The following is a 16,391-nucleotide window of genomic DNA, read 5'->3' on the forward strand; positions in this document are numbered from 1 at the left end:
TTTAATCTTTACCTTAAATTTGAACAAAACAGCATGTATTACATACGATCCATGTACCAATTTAATTCTTTCTCCATTTTTTGGTATTTAAAAATAGCGGTGATTATTTTTTGTAATCGAACGAAAGCTGTTTCACTTTTCACTACATAGTCAAATGCTTTGTGATGCATGCAATTTATCGCCACTTCAATTTTATCTTGTGATGATAACATTATAACTGGAATCTCAGGATTGAAAGCTTTTACTTGATCAAGGGTTTCAAGACCGTTCATCGCATTTTCAACAATTCCATCTAGTTGATAATCTAATATTACTACATCAGGATTATTAGACAAATTTGAAATGCAAAGTTCTCCGGTTGGATAGGTTTCGACTATAAAATCAGCATTTTCTAAAAATTCAATTTCTAGTGATTTCAAAAACAATGCATCATCGTCTACAAGAAATATTTTCACTTTATCGTTGGTGTTCATTATATGGTATTTTTAATTATGTTTAATTCTTCTTGAAGTTCCTCGCAGGCTAGTAAGCAAATTTTTTCCAATTCCAAAACCAGATCTGCTACTCCTTCGGTTTTTTCTTGTGCCATTGCAAAGTCTTGGATTTTTTTGGCCATATTTTCAAAATCAGGACTAATACCCATTATTGAAAAAGATGGAATCATTTTGTGTGCTGCCGCGCCTAATAATTCCCAGTTTTTTTCTTCAAAACTTTGTTTAATAGTATTGATTAATGGCGGCGTTTGTTGTAAATATGAAGCTATCATTTCCACCATTAATGCGGGATTCGATTTAGTTCTTTGGTTTAAATAAACCAAGTTAATATATTTTATTTTTTCCTTTACAACCGTCATGTCTTTTTGCTTTTCAGCAAGTTTAACTAGTGCAGGTTTTTTTAATATCGTTACAATTTTACTGTATAGCAATCTCTCGTCAACTGGTTTTGCAAGGTAATCATTCATTCCAACTGCTTTACATTTAGCCAAATCGACTGTGGTTACATCAGCAGTTAAAGCGATAATTGGTATTTTTGAAATCATCGTATTCCGAATGTATTCTGTAGCTTCAAAACCATTCATTACTGGCATTTGCAAATCCATCAGAATGATATCGTAATCATTATTTTTTAGTTTTTCAATGGCTATTTTTCCATTTTCAGCCATATCGTACTGAAATCCAAAATCATCTAATAATGTTTTCATTAGCAGTTGGTTGAGAGGAATATCCTCAACGACCAGTACTTTTATGTTTTTTACTTCAGAATCTAATTCTAGTATTTCATTTTCTAATTCAGCATCAGCATTAGCTTTTTGAAAAGGAAGAGTAAAACTAAATGTTGAACCCTCATTAACTTTACTTTTCACAATAATGTTACCGCCTTGTGGTTCTATTAATTGTTTTACGATAGCAAGTCCTAAACCTGTTCCTCCGTACAATCTTGAAGTTCCACTGGATGCTTGTTGGAAATTTTCAAATATTTTTTCAATTTTTTCTTGGGCAATACCAATTCCTGTGTCTGTTACAGCAAATTGTATGATTACGTTTTCAGCATCTTCATGCAACAAATCAACACTTACAGTTATTTTTCCTTTAGTTGTAAATTTTACTGCATTACTAACTAAGTTTAAAATAATTTGATGCAAACGAACCGGATCGCCTATAATATTTGTTGGAATTTTATCATCATATACCTGAATCAGGTGCAAGTTTTTCTCTTGAATTTTAGTTTCAAACAAATGCAACATTGCACTTATTGAAGCTTTCATTTTGAATGGTATTTTTTCAAATGTCATTTTACCGGAATCCACTTTTGCTAAATCCAGAATGTCATTTATAAGAACGATTAATGCATCGCCACTCATTTTTATAGCTTCTAAGTATTCTTTTTGCTTAGTAGTTAAGTCTGTTTTCAAAATCACTTTTGTAAAACCGATAATAGCATTCATCGGCGTACGAATTTCATGACTCATATTAGACAAAAATTGTTGCTTTGTCTTTACAGCATTTTTAGCAATAATAGTTGCACTTTCTGCACTTTTCTTTGCTTCTTCGGCAATTTCAGTGGCTAACTCCGCAAAAACGCGAGCTTCAATCAATTCAGTAGCGATTCTTTTTTGTTCAGTGACATCTCTAGCAACAATTACAACACCTAAAACATTTCCTTTATCATCTTTATAAACAGAACCGTTGAATAAAACATCGGTTAATTTTCCGTCTTTATGCCTGATGGTAAGAGGTGAATCAGCAACAAATCCTTTTTCAAATACTTCTTGATATACTTCTCTCGCTTTTTGCTTTTGCGTAAAATAATCAAAAAAATCAGAATCCGTAAGTTCTAGTCGTGTCATACCAGTACTATTTACCAATGCTTCGTTCATATCGGTAATTTTTCCTTTGGTATTTATTGTGACCAATGGATCATGGCTTGCTTCAATGAGACTTAAAGAATATTGAGAAGCTAATTTTGCAGTATAATTGAGCTCATTGAGTTCTTTATTTACAATTTCTCTCTTTTTCTTTTCTTTATTTTGAAATAGTAATTCTTTATTAGCAATTACTAACTCAGCTGCACGTTTTTCTTTTTCGTCATTTTGATAGGCCAATTCTTTGTTGGCAATCACTAATTCCGCTGCGCGTTTTTCTTTTACTGTATTTTGAAAAGCAAGCTCTTCATTGGCAAGTACCAACTCAGCAGCGCGTTTTTCTTTTTCATTGTTTTGATACGCCAGTTCTTTGTTGGCAATTTTTAGATCCAAAGCCCATTTTTGTTCAGCGATATCTCTGGATACAATCACTATTCCCAATGCATTTCCAAGATCGTCTTTATAAACAGATCCGTTGAATAATACATCAGTTAGTTTGCCTTTTTTGTCATGAAGCGTAAGAGGAGCAGCCGTCACGTATCCAGTTACAAAAGCTTCTTGATATACTGCTTTTGCTTTTTGAGGGTCAGTAAAATAATTAAAGTAATCAGAACCAATTAAAATGTTACGATTTATTCCCGTAATATTTACCGTTGCTTCATTAACGTCCGTAATTTTCCCTGCAGTATTTATTGAGATTGTAGGGTCTAAACTAGCTTCAATCAAGCTTCTGGCATATTTTGATACGTGACTATATATGATTTCTATTTTTATTAAAAAATTGATTTAATTATTTTTCCTACTTACCAATTTCCTCAATTGGGTTGCGTCTTTTGTCTTTTAATTGTTTAAAATGAGAAGGGGATAGGCCAGTAACTTTTTTAAATTGACTCGATAAATGAGCAACACTACTGTAATTCATTTTCCATGCAATTTCGGTAATATTCAATTCTCCGTAAATAATCAACTCCTTAATACGTTCCGTTTTATGGGAAATTATAAATTGTTCAATTGTAGTTCCTTGTACTTCAGAAAATAAGTTGGACAAATAGGTGTAATCGTGATTTAATTGTTGGCTCAAATAATCCGAAAAATTAATTTTAATGGGTTCAACCGTATGATGCACCATTTGTATAATTACATTTTTAATTTTTTCGATTAACATGGATTTTTTATCATCCATTAATTCAAGTCCTGAATCTAAAAGTGCCGCTTTTAAGAGTTGTCTTTGCTCCATAGAAATATTTTCCATGATTTCTACTTCACCAAGATCAACAACCATAAAGTGAAGTTTCAGCTTTTTCAATTCCTCCTTCACTGCCATTTTGCAGCGATTGCTTACCATGTATTTTATATATAGTTTCAAATATTTTTATTTTACAGTTTGCGCAAATTTACTTTTTCAAATTAAAGATACATTATAAAATTATAGTTTTAAGTTATAAAATAATCTGATATCAATTTTAATTTGTTTTTTTAGACTTATTTCCCAAACTAAATTAAGATTAAAATCTAACTACTTGTCTGATTTTGTTGATGTTGAGCTGTTTTTTTTGTGTTAAAAAAATAATTATGTTTAAAAAAAATCACTTCGTTTTTATATTCTGTTTTTTATTAATTCAATTCTCTTCTCGTATTTTCATTCAACAAAGAAACTAAAATCATTTTTCATTTATAAAGTATAGTTTAATCCTCGTATCCGTTTTTTATCGTTGTTGAAATCATTTTGAACTGTACATTCGCATTAAATGAATGTGTGCAATGTGCCGGTATAATAATTCCATCTCCCAATTTGAGAGAGTGTTTTATTTCATCAATAAATATTTCGGCTGTACCGTCTATTATTTGAACATAGTTATCAAAAGGGGAAGTACGTTCTCCTAATTCTTCACCTGCATCAAATGAAGAGGCAGTTATGTTTCCGGTTGTTTTTTTGATGATAGTTCTACTTAAAACGGCATTTGGAACATATTGAATAATCTCTACAATAATGTGGGATTCCGATTTTTTTAACTCGCTATTGTCGACTGAATTGATCTTGAGAGACATGTATTTTATTTCTTTAGGTAGGTATTATATTCGGGGTTAAAGATAATTTCGGATAATTAAAAATTTGTTACATAATTATTTCTAAAGCTTGCTTAATTATGACTATAATTTTTACTCCAAATTGACTGTATTTTTTAATAAGTAAATTCTTGTTTTTTAAATAATAACCTTATTAATAACTTTCCTTTACTCTTATTTTTAAATTAAAGCAAGAGTTAATAGGCAACGAACTTTATAAGAAGAATTTAATTGGTAGTTAATTCATAGGAAAAGAATTAACCCAATCTAATGATTTTATGGAAGAAACTTTGTTTTCTGCGTTCATCGTAACACGAAGTTCTTTATTGGCAACTTTTTTAGAATACAAAGCTTTGTAGCGAAAAACGATTGTGTTTTCGAAGTTATTTTTATAAGCCTCCACTAATTGAAGATCAATAAAAGTTCCATAATACTGACGAAATCTATTACATGTTTTTGATAATCGCTCAACAGTCGTGTTTTTAATTACTGATGGCGTTGCTTCACTTGAAGTAAAAGGTTTGAATTTAGAGGTATTACAGGTCATCAAAACTCTTTTTCCTAATTCATAGGCCTTACTTTTTTGAGTTTCACCAATTTCAGCTAATCCAAGTTTTTCGATTTTAGCTACTTCTGGTTCTGGCTCAGTAACTACTTTTTTTGATTTACATCCAACAAGTAAAAGAATAGTCAAAACAATAATTAATTTTTTCATGATTTATTTAATTTTTAATAAGATATTGGGATCTGGACAGTTTTCTAAATAGTGATTTAAATCACTTGCGCTGCAGACACCGGGATAATCGCCAAAGGAATTTGTAATTTTTTTTATAATTTGAAAATGTAAATGTGGAGCATAATCCCCATTTACGGAAGCATCACCTAAAGTGGCTATTTGCTGTCCTTTTTCATAAGCATCTCCAATTTCAATGTGACTTATACTTTCTAAAGATAAGTGTCCATATAATGTGTAAAAAGTGTGCTCTTCAATTTTATGTTCTAAAATTATAGTTGGACCATAATCACCCACGCCCGTATTGTAATTAAAACTATGGATAAATCCATCAATTGCAGCTAAAACAGGCGTTCCAGCTTTAATCCATAAATCTAAGCCAATGTGAATGTTGCGTTCTTCGGTTTTCGAATCGTTGAAGATTTCACTTCTTTTATATAAATTTCTAATTTCGTTATAGCCGCCGTAGGCTACTTTGGCATTGTTTTCCATCAAATAGCTTTCGATATATTTTTCGAAATCTACAGCATTATCAATATTACGTTCTCTAAGAGTTTCATTTTTATTGGATAAATCCAAAGGAATATATTGATTATAATCAATTTTTGCGTCTATTACTTTAACATTTTCAATGTCGTGTAAGAGCGTTTCTAATGCTATCATTTATAGTAATTTTTTTAAAACACTAAAATTAAATAAAAAATGCCAACATAAAAATTTTACGTTGGCATTATAACTTATAATTTTGAATTAACGAATTCAATTTTTTAGAAAACTAATTTCAGAATAGCGTAAAGCGTCTTCATTTTTTAAAAACACTTTTCACTTCTGTGAATTATATTCGATTACTATTTTTTTATTTCCACTTTAGCTTCTCCACCAGAAACATTAACGCTGGTTTTAGTTTTCCCATCTTTGGTAGTCACGTTTACTCCGTCAGTGCTTATTTTTATGGCAGTACTGTCTTCGGCTTTGGTTGTAACGGTAGTTGTTTTTTCGTTAGTAGTAACTTCGCTTGAAGTTTCTGTTTGTGTTGCAGGTACAGCGACTTCTTCTTTTTCTTTGCAGGAAACAACAGTAATCATTGCCAGCATTCCTAAAATCAAGCTTATTTTTCTCATTTTGTTTGTATTAAAATTATTAATTTAAATAACAAGATAGCATTTTATTTGTTTATCTGAATTCGAATTTAAAATAAAAAAAATCCTAACCATTGCTGATTAGGATTTATATCTTAAAATAAATTGATTTTAGTAAAGACTAGGATATTTTGAAGGGTTTACTTCATTCATCATTTCATAGACTTTTTCAAAAATATCTTCTGCAGAAGGTTTAGAGAAATAATCTCCATCCGTTCCATAAGCCGGTCTGTGGGCTTTTGCAGTTAGGGTTTGCGGTTTACTGTCTAAATAATTATAGGCATCTTGTTGCTCAATTATTTGCTGTAAAATATAAGCTGAAGCGCCACCAGGAACATCTTCATCAATTACCAACAGACGATTTGTTTTAGCAATACTTTTTACTACATCTTGATTGATATCAAATGGAAGCAAAGATTGTAAGTCAATTATTTCACAATCAATTCCAACTTCAAGTAATTCTTTGGCGGCTTGCTGAACCAATCGCAAAGTAGAACCATATGAAACTAATGTAATATCAGTTCCTTGTTTCAAGGTTTCAACAACTCCAATTGGCGTTTTGAATTCACCATAATTCAACGGCATTTTTTCTTTTAATCGGTAGCCATTCAAGCATTCAATCACTAAAGCAGGTTCATCACATTCTAACAAACTGTTATAAAAACCGGCTGCTTGTGTCATATTTCTAGGTACCAAAACGTGAATTCCACGGATGGCATTGATAATCATTCCCATAGGAGAACCAGAATGCCAAATTCCTTCTAAGCGGTGGCCACGTGTACGTATAATTAATGGTGCTTTTTGTTTACCGACTGTTCTGTATCGCAGAGTAGCCAAATCGTCACTCATGATTTGAATAGCATACAATAAATAGTCTAAATATTGGATTTCGGCAATTGGACGTAAACCTCTCATAGCCATTCCAATTCCTTGACCCAGAATTGTAGCTTCACGAATTCCAACATCGGCAACGCGAAGTTCTCCGTATTTTTCCTGCATCCCTTCTAAACCTTGGTTTACATCACCAATAGCTCCAGCATCTTCTCCAAAAATTAATGCTTCAGGATATTTAGTGAAAATAGCGTCAAAATTATCACGCAAAATCATTCGTCCATCAGTATCTTCTTTTGCATCTTCAGGATATACCGGTAAAACTTTTTCAACAGAAAACACATTTAATTCAGTTTCTGAAAATAAATTACTGCTAAAATTCTTTTGGGTTTTAATTGTATAATCTGTAATCCATTGAGATAGTTCTTGCTTTCCATTTTCATTAAGGATTAAACGCAATACTTTTCGGGCTGTTACCAAAATTTCCTTCTTCAACGGAGATTTTATTCCGCTTAAATCAGCAATGAATTTTAATATTGTTTCCTTATTATTACTGGATTCCCCTATTTTTTGCAATAAAGCAACTAATTCTTTTTGCTCTTCAACTATAGGTTCTATAAAAGCATTCCAAGCGGCTTTTTTAGCCTCTAAAACGTCTTTTTTAGCTTGCACATCAATAGCTTCTATTTCCTCAGGCGATGCAATATTAATCGCAATCATCCATAATTTCATTTGACGAATACAATCAAAATCTCTTTCCCATGCTAATCGGTCAGCGTTTTTGTATCTTTCGTGAGAACCGGAACTCGAATGTCCTTGAGGTTGCGTCAATTCATTTACGTGAATCAAAACTGGAATATGATTTTCTCTGGCAATTTCAGCAGCTTTCTCATAAGTAGCAATCAAGTCCGCATAATCCCAACCTTTTACTCTTAAAATTTCAAAACCGTTGGTATCATGATCTCTTTGATATCCTTTTAAAATTTCGGATATATTTTCTTTTGTAGTTTGGTGTCTGGCGTGAACAGAAATTCCATATTCATCATCCCAAACACTCATTACCATAGGAACTTGTAAAACTCCAGCGGCATTTATTGTTTCAAAAAATAATCCTTCGGATGTACTTGCATTCCCAATGGTTCCCCATGCAATTTCATTTCCTTCATTAGAAAAATTCATGGCATTTGGTATTCCTGTAACTTGTCTGTATATTTTTGATGCTTGAGCAAGACCTAATAATCTTGGCATTTGTCCCGCTGTAGGAGAAATATCAGCACTTGAATTTTTTTGTTTTGTTAAGTCTTTCCATGAACCATCTTCATTTAAACTATGCGTGGCAAAGTGACCGCCCATTTGTCTTCCGGCTGACATCGGATCTTGTTCAATATCAGTATGACCGTAAAGTCCAGCAAAAAACTGTTGCATTGTAAGTTCACCAATAGCCATCATAAAAGTTTGATCGCGATAATATCCAGAACGGAAATCGCCATTTTTGAAAGCTTTTGCCATTGCCAGTTGTGGTACTTCTTTTCCATCACCAAAAATCCCAAATTTGGCTTTTCCAGTCAATACTTCCTTACGTCCTAATAAGCTGCATTCTCTGCTTATTATGGCTGTTGTATAGTCCTTTAAAACTTCAATTTTGAAATCTTCAAATGTCAATGTACTATTGGTTTTTTCTTTTATCATAATTGAAAAGTATAACTTTGAATTGCAAATTTACTTAAAAACAACCTCTTTTCATAATACATTGAAAAAAATAGAATTTAATTTTTGTAATTTATTCTATGAAAAAGAACTTTATTTTTTTGCTATATGTAATTTTATACTTCAATTACTAAGAATAGTTCAATAAATAGGGATAATAATATTGGATTAGAACCATTTTCGATTAAAAAGATTGATTAATGTTTTAGGAGAAAAAGTTACAATAAAACGTATTTTTTCATTGTAATTATCTTGTGAAATTTCCCATCCATTGTTAGAGTACACCGGAAAATACAATTCAAAATAGTCTGTGACTAAATTTAGCCGAATTCCACTGTCATAAACAAATCGTTGTTTCACATCCTTATTTTTAATAAACCCAACATCACCATACACTTCAATCCAATTCCAAATACTATAACTCGCATTAAAGCTGGTAATCCATCGGTTGGCAAAAGGTGTTGCAATTTTTGATTTAAAACCACCTTCCGCTATTACGTATTGTTGACTAAAAAGTCCAGTGCTTTCGGATCTTCCAAAATAATTGTAATCAAAAAGGTAATCCGTTGGTCTGTCTAATGCAAAACTGAAAAAATCGGATTGCGTCTTATTGTACAAAAAACTTCCCGCGTAGAAGCGTAAATTAATTTGGCGATTGTCTTCAAAGAGTTTTCGGTATTCAATTTCACCAGTGATTTTTCCGAATTTTCCAGAAATTTGTAAATCCGTAGTAAAATTAAAATGATTTGTAACTTCGGTTTTTGTATTAATGTATCGCGCATTAAAAACTGAATAATTTTCAGGGGAATTATCAATAACCAAAGCACTTTTCTCTTTATTCACAATTACTTGTCGAAACAAGAAAAGTTGTTTTCTGTTATCTCTAAAATTAGGTTCTCTAATTCGTAATTGTATGGCAGGATTCAGCCTAAAATAAGACGCATCTTCCGCATAATGAAAATAGGAACCACTGATAGAATATCGGGCATTGTAGAGGTTACTTTTTCTAAAATTTTGGTTGACTACAAATAAAGCTGAGCCGGATAAATTATTCGATTTAGTAGAGTAGGACGGATTCACATCAAAAATAAATGGTTTTTCCAGAATGGTTTTATTGTGCAGCCGAAGTCCCGGAGTTATACCATCGTATAAATTGTAATATATTGATGGAACATATAATACTTGATTGTAATAGGGGTCCTCCAAGTCTTTCATAAATACAAATTTAACGGGACGATTATTAGGAAAAAAACCTTCTAATTTCTTCCAGTTATTTCTTAAATTGTATTCTGGCACTTCGTTTTTCAGATTTAATACAATCTTATCAATATTATTTCTTGGAATCGTAAAGGTGCTGTCACATTCTTCGATATCAAGCCATTGCTTAAAAACAATTTCTCCTTTTTTGGTACCATAAATTGGAATCGGAATCGGAGCTCCTGTGCGGTTTTTGACAGAAAAAGTGATGCTATCTTTGGTTTTTGTTACGCTCGAAAATTTATAATCAATGATGTCTCTGGAATTAATAATGGTATTAAAAAACCAATTGATATCCTTATTGCTATTTGATTTTATGATTGTTTCAAAATCAGATCTAGATACCTGCGTAGTTCGATTTTTTTCGTAAAATTGTTTAATACTGTTCGGTACAGCATTGTTTTGTAAATAGTCATCAAGAAACCGAATGCTCAGTCCCGCACGATATTTACTGGCTATTTGTTCGTTAAATTTTACCAAAGTATTCTTTGGATCTCCAAGTGCCTGATCGAGATTTTTTCGAGCCATCAACATATAAAAATAACTGTATTGACCATTAAAATCAATATTAGTAAGATTGAAACTTTTAAGCAATCGAATGTTAGAAGCACTTCCCATCATTTTTGTTTTGGGATGATTTTCGTCCATATATTTCATCATTGCATAAACCTGAATTCCATCATAAATCCAATTATCTTTTCTTGGATCTAAATGCAAGCTCTTTTTTAAATATTCATTCAAATAGGTTTTCAAAAATTTAATTTCGAAAATAAATTCATCTGGAAAGGGACTTAAAAATGACGGAAGCTGATTTAATCCATAAAAAGGATTTTTTTCGTAATCCGTTTGCGAAACTATAATCTTATCGTAAGGATATTTTCCAATTAAATTATGGGCAAAGTTTACAATTCTATCAATTACAATCGCTTTTTGAATATTGTCTAATTTGTTGTTTTTTAAATCAGTTAGCACTTCAACGGAGCTATTTTTGTAACTCTCAAAACGGGATTTAGGTTCAATAATAAGACTGAAATCAGTTCGGTTATTTCCTGATAATCGGTAATATAAAAAGTCATCATTTCCAGTTGTTTTCTCGCTATTTAAGTCGGAAGTGGCGTCTAAAGTTTTAGGAATTTTAAGGTCAATTTCAAAATCAGAAACAGCATTGGCAATATCATCCAGATTGTTATTACTATTTTTTACAAAAGAATGATTTTCATATCGGGCAGGAGTAAGGTACCAGTTTTTGAGGTTAAAGCTACCATTGTTAGTATAGCCATATTTGGTAAACTTTTCGTTGGGAATTTTGGTAATATAGGAAAGATGTAAAGCTACTTTTTGATTTGGAAGTAACGAATTTTTAAGTTTAACAACAACATAATCAGGATTATTATCTGTTCTTTCCCAAGATAAAAACTGTTGAGTGGCATCATTAATAATCAAATTTATTGTACTGCCGCGTTCCTCTTCTTTGGCTAAATGAAAACCTCTGTAAAATTCATCCGAAAACCGCTTGGCAAGTGGTGTATTTTTATTGGAAAATGCATGATTCCAGTCATTCAAAACAATCGAATTCAAAGTATCATCCGACTGATTAACAAAAATAATTTCCTGCTTAATAGCTAGTGTTTTATTAGCAGCATTAACCTCAACTTTCATCTTAGATTGATGCTGGGCATATTGATTGAATGACGTTAATAAAATAAGGAATTGGAATATTATTTTAAGATATGCTTTCAAATTTCGGTATTATTTATTAAAAAAATAAATATACTTATAATTCGATATAATTATTCAGATGTTCACTAAAATTAAGCAAAAAAAAGAAGCTGTTTTTGAGGCAGCTTCGTTTTATTAAAAATTTGGTGATAAATCGTATTTCTTATAAAAGGCATTCAATACATCAACCACTTCATCTTCTGTATCTACAATTTTAAATAAATTCAAATCTTCCGCATGAACTGTACCCTCTCTTTCTACTAAGACTGTTTTTATCCAGTCAATTAATCCCGTCCAGAAACTGCTCCCAACCAATATGATTGGGAATTTGGCTATTTTTTTAGTTTGAATCAAAGTCATCGCTTCAAACATTTCGTCCAAAGTACCAAAACCTCCTGGCATTACCACAAAGCCTTGTGAATATTTGACAAACATCACTTTTCGAACAAAGAAATAATCAAAATTCAAATTTTTATCACTGTCAATATATGGATTATAATGTTGCTCAAAGGGTAATACAATGTTTAGTCCCACTGAGGTTCCACCGCCTAAATGTGCTCCTTTATTACCCGCTTCCATAATTCCTGGTCCGCCGCCAGTAATCACTCCGTAACCAGCTTTACTGATTTTATAAGCAATTTTTTCGGCAAGCAAATAATATTCATGCTCTGGTTTTGTTCTAGCAGAGCCAAAAATAGTTACGCAAGGACCTATGCGTCCCATGCTCTCGTAACCGTTCACAAATTCGGCCATGATTTTAAAAATAGCCCAACTATCATTGGTTCTAATTTCGTTCCAGGTTTTTCTTTTTAATCGGTCTTGGATTACTTTATCCTCGTCATTATCAAAGTCTTCTAATCTCATATTCTCTATTTTAAATCTTATTTTTTTGGAGCCACTTCCAGCTATTCGTTTCAATCTTAATCGCCGAACCCCGGCTCATAAGGATTTCCGCTGCTATCTGGGCTAGGGCTCTCAATTACTAAAGTAATTCTTTTTTCAAAAACTGCGCCGTATAGCTCTTCTTAATTTTTTATAATTTTTACAAGAAGTTATTTTTACATCGAGTTGTTATTGTATTTTTCCCCTCATTTGGAGGGGTGCCCGTTTGGGTGGGGTGGTTTTATTGTCTAAATTTCAATAAATAGCCTCTTTATTTCCAAATTCTAAAACAATGTAGCTTTCCAGTTCCAACATTACATTATTCAAATCATGTTTTACCCTTAAATCAGATATTCTGTAAACCTTTAATCCTAAAGAAACGAGATAATCTTCTCTTGTTTGGTCGTAATCTTCTTTATTATTATGGCTTGAACCGTCAATTTCAATTACTAAACCTAAGGTTTTTACATAGAAATCTACAATATAATTACCAATGATTCTTTGTCTGTCAAAATCTATTTTCCAAAACATTCCTTTGTGCACTTGCAACCAAAAAATAACTTCTGACAACACACCTGCTTTGCGCAATGCTCGTGATCTAGCTTTTAGTTTTATGTTATACGGTAAGTTTTCAATGAAATTTCTATAAATAGGCTGCATGTTTATATAAGCCGTTATCTCGCCATTGTTTTCCATAATCGTTGTTTCTATTCCCTTTTTTTGGAACGGAACCTACGAATAAATTTACAAAAAGAAAACACTAATAGTAAAGAAAACCACCCCGCCTTTCAGGCACCCCTCCAAATGAGGGGAATCAAAGTAATTCTTTTTTCAAAAATTGCGCAGTATAACTCTTCTTAATTTTTATGATTTCTTCAGGTGTTCCTTTGGCGATAAGCTGTCCACCGCCTTTTCCACCTTCAGGGCCAATGTCAATAATATAATCTGCTAATTTGATAACATCCATATTATGTTCGATAATCAAAATCGTATTTCCTTTATCAACCAGCTTATTGATTACTTCCATCAAGACTCTAATGTCTTCAAAATGCAATCCAGTTGTGGGTTCGTCCAGAATATAAAACGTATTTCCAGTGTCTTTTTTAGATAATTCTCCCGCCAATTTGATTCGTTGCGCCTCGCCACCGGAAAGTGTGGTGCTTTGTTGACCGAGGGTAATGTAACCCAAACCAACATCCTGAATGGTTTTTACTTTTCTATAAATCTTCGGAATCATTTCAAAAAACGGAACCGCTTCATCCACCGTCATATTTAACACATCCGAAATGGATTTCCCTTTGTATCGAATTTCCAATGTTTCTCTGTTAAAACGCTTTCCTTGACAGGTTTCACATTCCACATAAACATCTGGCAGAAAGTTCATTTCAATTGTTCGTACACCGGAACCTTCGCAGGTTTCACAGCGTCCGCCTTTTACATTAAAACTAAATCGGCCCGCTTTATAACCCCTAATCATACTTTCGGAAGTCATCGTAAACAGATTTCTTATTTCGGTAAAAACTTCCGTATAAGTTGCCGGATTGCTTCGGGGTGTTCTTCCAATCGGACTTTGGTCAATATCAATCACTTTATCGATGTGCTCCAATCCTTCAATTTTTTTATAGGGCTGCGGTTTTTTGACACCGTTAAAATAATAAGCATTCAAAATAGGGTAGAGCGTTTCATTAATCAAAGTTGATTTTCCACTTCCCGAAACTCCAGTCACACAAATCATTTTACCCAAAGGCAATTCTATTGAAACATTTTTCAAGTTGTTTCCTGTTGCTCCGGTCAGTTTTAGGAATTTTCCATTTCCTTCTCTACGTTTTTTTGGAACTTCAATTTTCATCTCGCCATTCATGTACTTGGCGGTAATGGTATGGTGTTTCAGGATTTCGGCAGGCGTTCCTTTGCTGATGATTTCGCCGCCGTATTTTCCCGCTTTTGGTCCAATATCAATCACATAATCCGCGCGTTCAATCATGTCTTTATCGTGTTCCACTACAATTACAGAGTTTCCAATATCTCGTAATTGTTCCAGAGAATGAATTAGTTTTTCGTTGTCTCTTTGGTGTAAACCAATACTTGGTTCATCCAAAATATACAAAACACCAACCAACTGCGAACCAATTTGAGTTGCCAAACGGATGCGTTGTGCCTCACCACCAGAAAGTGATTTGGAACTTCGGCTTAAAGCCAAATAATCCAAACCTACATTCATCAAGAAGTTCAATCGGTCCTTAATCTCTTTGATTACTTCAGTAGCGATACGCTTTTGTTTATCAGATAAATGGTTATCTAAAGCATTAAACCAAACCGTCAAATCCGAAATGTCCATATCGCACAATTCGGTAATATTTTTTCCATTAATTTTAAAGAACTGTGCTTCTTTTTTCAAGCGAGAACCTTCACAAACCGGACATTTTATTTCGTCCATGAATTCCTTGGCCCAACGTTTTATGCTTGTTGAACCGCTTTCGTCATGTTGATTTTTGATAAAATGCGAAATCCCTTCAAAATCAATTTTGTATTCTCTGGCAACGCCAAGATCTTTAGAATTGATGGTGAATTTTTCTTTTCCGCCATTCAAAATCATTTCCATCGCCTCAGCAGGAATTGTGTTAACTGCATCTGTCAATTTGAAGCCATATTTTTCACCAATAATTTCCAATTGCTTGAAAATCCAGGATGATTTATATTCTCCTAATGGAGCAAAGCCTCCCGCTTTTATTGATAATTTTGGATTTGGAATAATCTTCTTTGGATTAATTTCATTTACCGTTCCTAATCCGTTGCAGTGGTCACAAGCACCTTTTGGTGAGTTGAAAGAAAATAAATTGGGTTCTGGATTCTGGTAGGAGATTCCAGTAGTTGGACACATCAAATTCCTGCTAAAAAAACGAACTTCATTAGAATCTTGGTCTAAAACCATCAACACATTTTCTCCGTGATGCATGGCTGTATTGATACTTTCTGTCAAACGTTTTTCATTGTCAGCAGTATCTTCAATAACCATTCGGTCCACTACAATTTCGATGTCATGGGTTTTATAACGGTCGAGTTTCATTCCCAAAGTAATATCTAGCACATCGCCATTCACGCGAACTTTAAGGAAACCTTGCTTGGCAATTTGTTGAAAAAGTTCCGCATAATGTCCTTTTCTAGCCCGAATAACTGGAGCCAAAATATTAATTCGTTTTCCCGTAAAATCCTGAATAATCAAATCCTTGATTTGCTCATCAGAATAAGAAACCATTTTCTCGCCGGTATTGTAACTATAGGCATCAGCGCCACGAGCGTACAATAAACGGAGGAAATCGTAAATTTCAGTGATTGTTCCTACGGTGGAACGCGGACTTTTACTAGTTGTTTTTTGTTCGATTGCAATTACAGGAGAAAGTCCGTCAATTTTATCAACATCGGGACGTTCTAAACCACCCAGAAATTGACGCGCATATGCCGAAAAAGTTTCTACATAACGGCGTTGCCCTTCGGCATAAATCGTATCAAAAGCTAAGGAGGATTTCCCGGAACCCGAAAGACCAGTAATTACGACCAGTTTTTCACGAGGAATGGAAACATCTATATTTTTTAAGTTATGAACGCGAGCGCCTTGAACTTCAATGGTATTGTCTTTGTCTAACATAATTTTTGCAAAAAAGCAAAGTTACCATTTTGATTTATTCTTTCGATA

Annotated in this window: 12 protein-coding genes; all 12 read right to left on the bottom strand. The window is 32.9% G+C overall.

Features of this window, described 5'->3' with window-relative positions; genetic code table 11:
- Positions 1-38 precede the first annotated feature (38 nt).
- The 12 genes from G7A72_RS01190 to uvrA all read right to left on the bottom strand — a co-directional run bounded on the left by G7A72_RS01190 (position 39) and on the right by uvrA (position 16,343).
- Positions 39-473: a response regulator gene (locus G7A72_RS01190; RefSeq protein ID WP_165151110.1), complete on the bottom strand. Its 435-nt coding sequence runs from the start codon at positions 471-473 to the stop codon at positions 39-41.
- Positions 473-3,088, bottom strand: a complete 2,616-nt coding sequence (locus G7A72_RS01195) for an ATP-binding protein (protein WP_241258559.1) — start codon at positions 3,086-3,088, stop codon at positions 473-475. The genes G7A72_RS01190 and G7A72_RS01195 overlap by 1 nt, the downstream gene beginning before the upstream one ends.
- A 73-nt stretch (positions 3,089-3,161) precedes the next feature.
- A complete protein-coding gene (locus tag G7A72_RS01200; RefSeq protein ID WP_113633733.1) occupies positions 3,162-3,707 on the bottom strand; it encodes an AraC family transcriptional regulator in 546 nt (181 codons plus the stop codon).
- A gap of 341 nt (positions 3,708-4,048) precedes the next feature.
- Positions 4,049-4,411 carry a cupin domain-containing protein gene (locus G7A72_RS01205; protein ID WP_165151111.1) on the bottom strand — a complete coding sequence of 121 codons (363 nt, stop codon included), beginning with the start codon at positions 4,409-4,411 and terminating at the stop codon, positions 4,049-4,051.
- Positions 4,412-4,667: 256 nt separating this feature from the next.
- The gene (locus G7A72_RS01210) at positions 4,668-5,144 is read right to left on the bottom strand and encodes a hypothetical protein (protein WP_165151112.1); all 477 of its coding nucleotides are present in this window, start codon (positions 5,142-5,144) and stop codon (positions 4,668-4,670) included.
- A gap of 3 nt (positions 5,145-5,147) precedes the next feature.
- On the bottom strand, positions 5,148-5,825 hold the full coding sequence (locus G7A72_RS01215) for a peptidoglycan DD-metalloendopeptidase family protein (protein WP_165151113.1): 678 nt from the start codon (positions 5,823-5,825) through the stop codon (positions 5,148-5,150).
- 185 nt (positions 5,826-6,010) lie between these two features.
- Entirely contained in the window at positions 6,011-6,283 is a 273-nt protein-coding gene (locus tag G7A72_RS01220) for a hypothetical protein (protein ID WP_165151114.1), read from the bottom strand.
- A gap of 129 nt (positions 6,284-6,412) precedes the next feature.
- Complete coding sequence (locus G7A72_RS01225) at positions 6,413-8,821, bottom strand: thiamine pyrophosphate-dependent enzyme (protein ID WP_165151115.1); 2,409 nt, start codon at positions 8,819-8,821, stop codon at positions 6,413-6,415.
- A gap of 186 nt (positions 8,822-9,007) precedes the next feature.
- Entirely contained in the window at positions 9,008-11,755 is a 2,748-nt protein-coding gene (locus G7A72_RS01230) for a M1 family metallopeptidase (protein WP_165153577.1), read from the bottom strand.
- A gap of 195 nt (positions 11,756-11,950) precedes the next feature.
- Positions 11,951-12,679 carry a TIGR00730 family Rossman fold protein gene (locus G7A72_RS01235; protein ID WP_113665887.1) on the bottom strand — a complete coding sequence of 243 codons (729 nt, stop codon included), beginning with the start codon at positions 12,677-12,679 and terminating at the stop codon, positions 11,951-11,953.
- A 273-nt stretch (positions 12,680-12,952) separates the two neighbouring features.
- A complete protein-coding gene (locus G7A72_RS01240; protein WP_206531517.1) occupies positions 12,953-13,393 on the bottom strand; it encodes an endonuclease domain-containing protein in 441 nt (146 codons plus the stop codon).
- 118 nt (positions 13,394-13,511) lie between these two features.
- Entirely contained in the window at positions 13,512-16,343 is a 2,832-nt protein-coding gene (gene uvrA / locus G7A72_RS01245; RefSeq protein ID WP_165151116.1) for an excinuclease ABC subunit UvrA, read from the bottom strand.
- Positions 16,344-16,391: the final 48 nt, after the last annotated feature.

This window comes from Flavobacterium sp. Sr18 (assembly GCF_011064265.1).
GTDB classification, from domain to species: Bacteria; Bacteroidota; Bacteroidia; order Flavobacteriales; family Flavobacteriaceae; genus Flavobacterium; species Flavobacterium petrolei.

Bases quoted from the DNA above. Each gene is read 5' to 3' on its own strand.
- G7A72_RS01230 (WP_165153577.1), bottom strand. From the start codon at position 11,755: ATGAAAGTTGAGGTTAATGCTGCTAATAAAACACTAGCTATTAAGCAG.
- G7A72_RS01190 (WP_165151110.1), bottom strand. From the start codon at position 473: ATGAACACCAACGATAAAGTGAAAATATTTCTTGTAGACGATGATGCA.
- G7A72_RS01210 (WP_165151112.1), bottom strand. From the start codon at position 5,144: ATGAAAAAATTAATTATTGTTTTGACTATTCTTTTACTTGTTGGATGT.
- G7A72_RS01240 (WP_206531517.1), bottom strand. From the start codon at position 13,393: ATGGAAAACAATGGCGAGATAACGGCTTATATAAACATGCAGCCTATT.
- G7A72_RS01205 (WP_165151111.1), bottom strand. From the start codon at position 4,411: ATGTCTCTCAAGATCAATTCAGTCGACAATAGCGAGTTAAAAAAATCG.
- G7A72_RS01235 (WP_113665887.1), bottom strand. From the start codon at position 12,679: ATGAGATTAGAAGACTTTGATAATGACGAGGATAAAGTAATCCAAGAC.
- G7A72_RS01200 (WP_113633733.1), bottom strand. From the start codon at position 3,707: ATGGTAAGCAATCGCTGCAAAATGGCAGTGAAGGAGGAATTGAAAAAG.
- G7A72_RS01220 (WP_165151114.1), bottom strand. From the start codon at position 6,283: ATGAGAAAAATAAGCTTGATTTTAGGAATGCTGGCAATGATTACTGTT.
- G7A72_RS01215 (WP_165151113.1), bottom strand. From the start codon at position 5,825: ATGATAGCATTAGAAACGCTCTTACACGACATTGAAAATGTTAAAGTA.
- uvrA (WP_165151116.1), bottom strand. From the start codon at position 16,343: ATGTTAGACAAAGACAATACCATTGAAGTTCAAGGCGCTCGCGTTCAT.
- G7A72_RS01225 (WP_165151115.1), bottom strand. From the start codon at position 8,821: ATGATAAAAGAAAAAACCAATAGTACATTGACATTTGAAGATTTCAAA.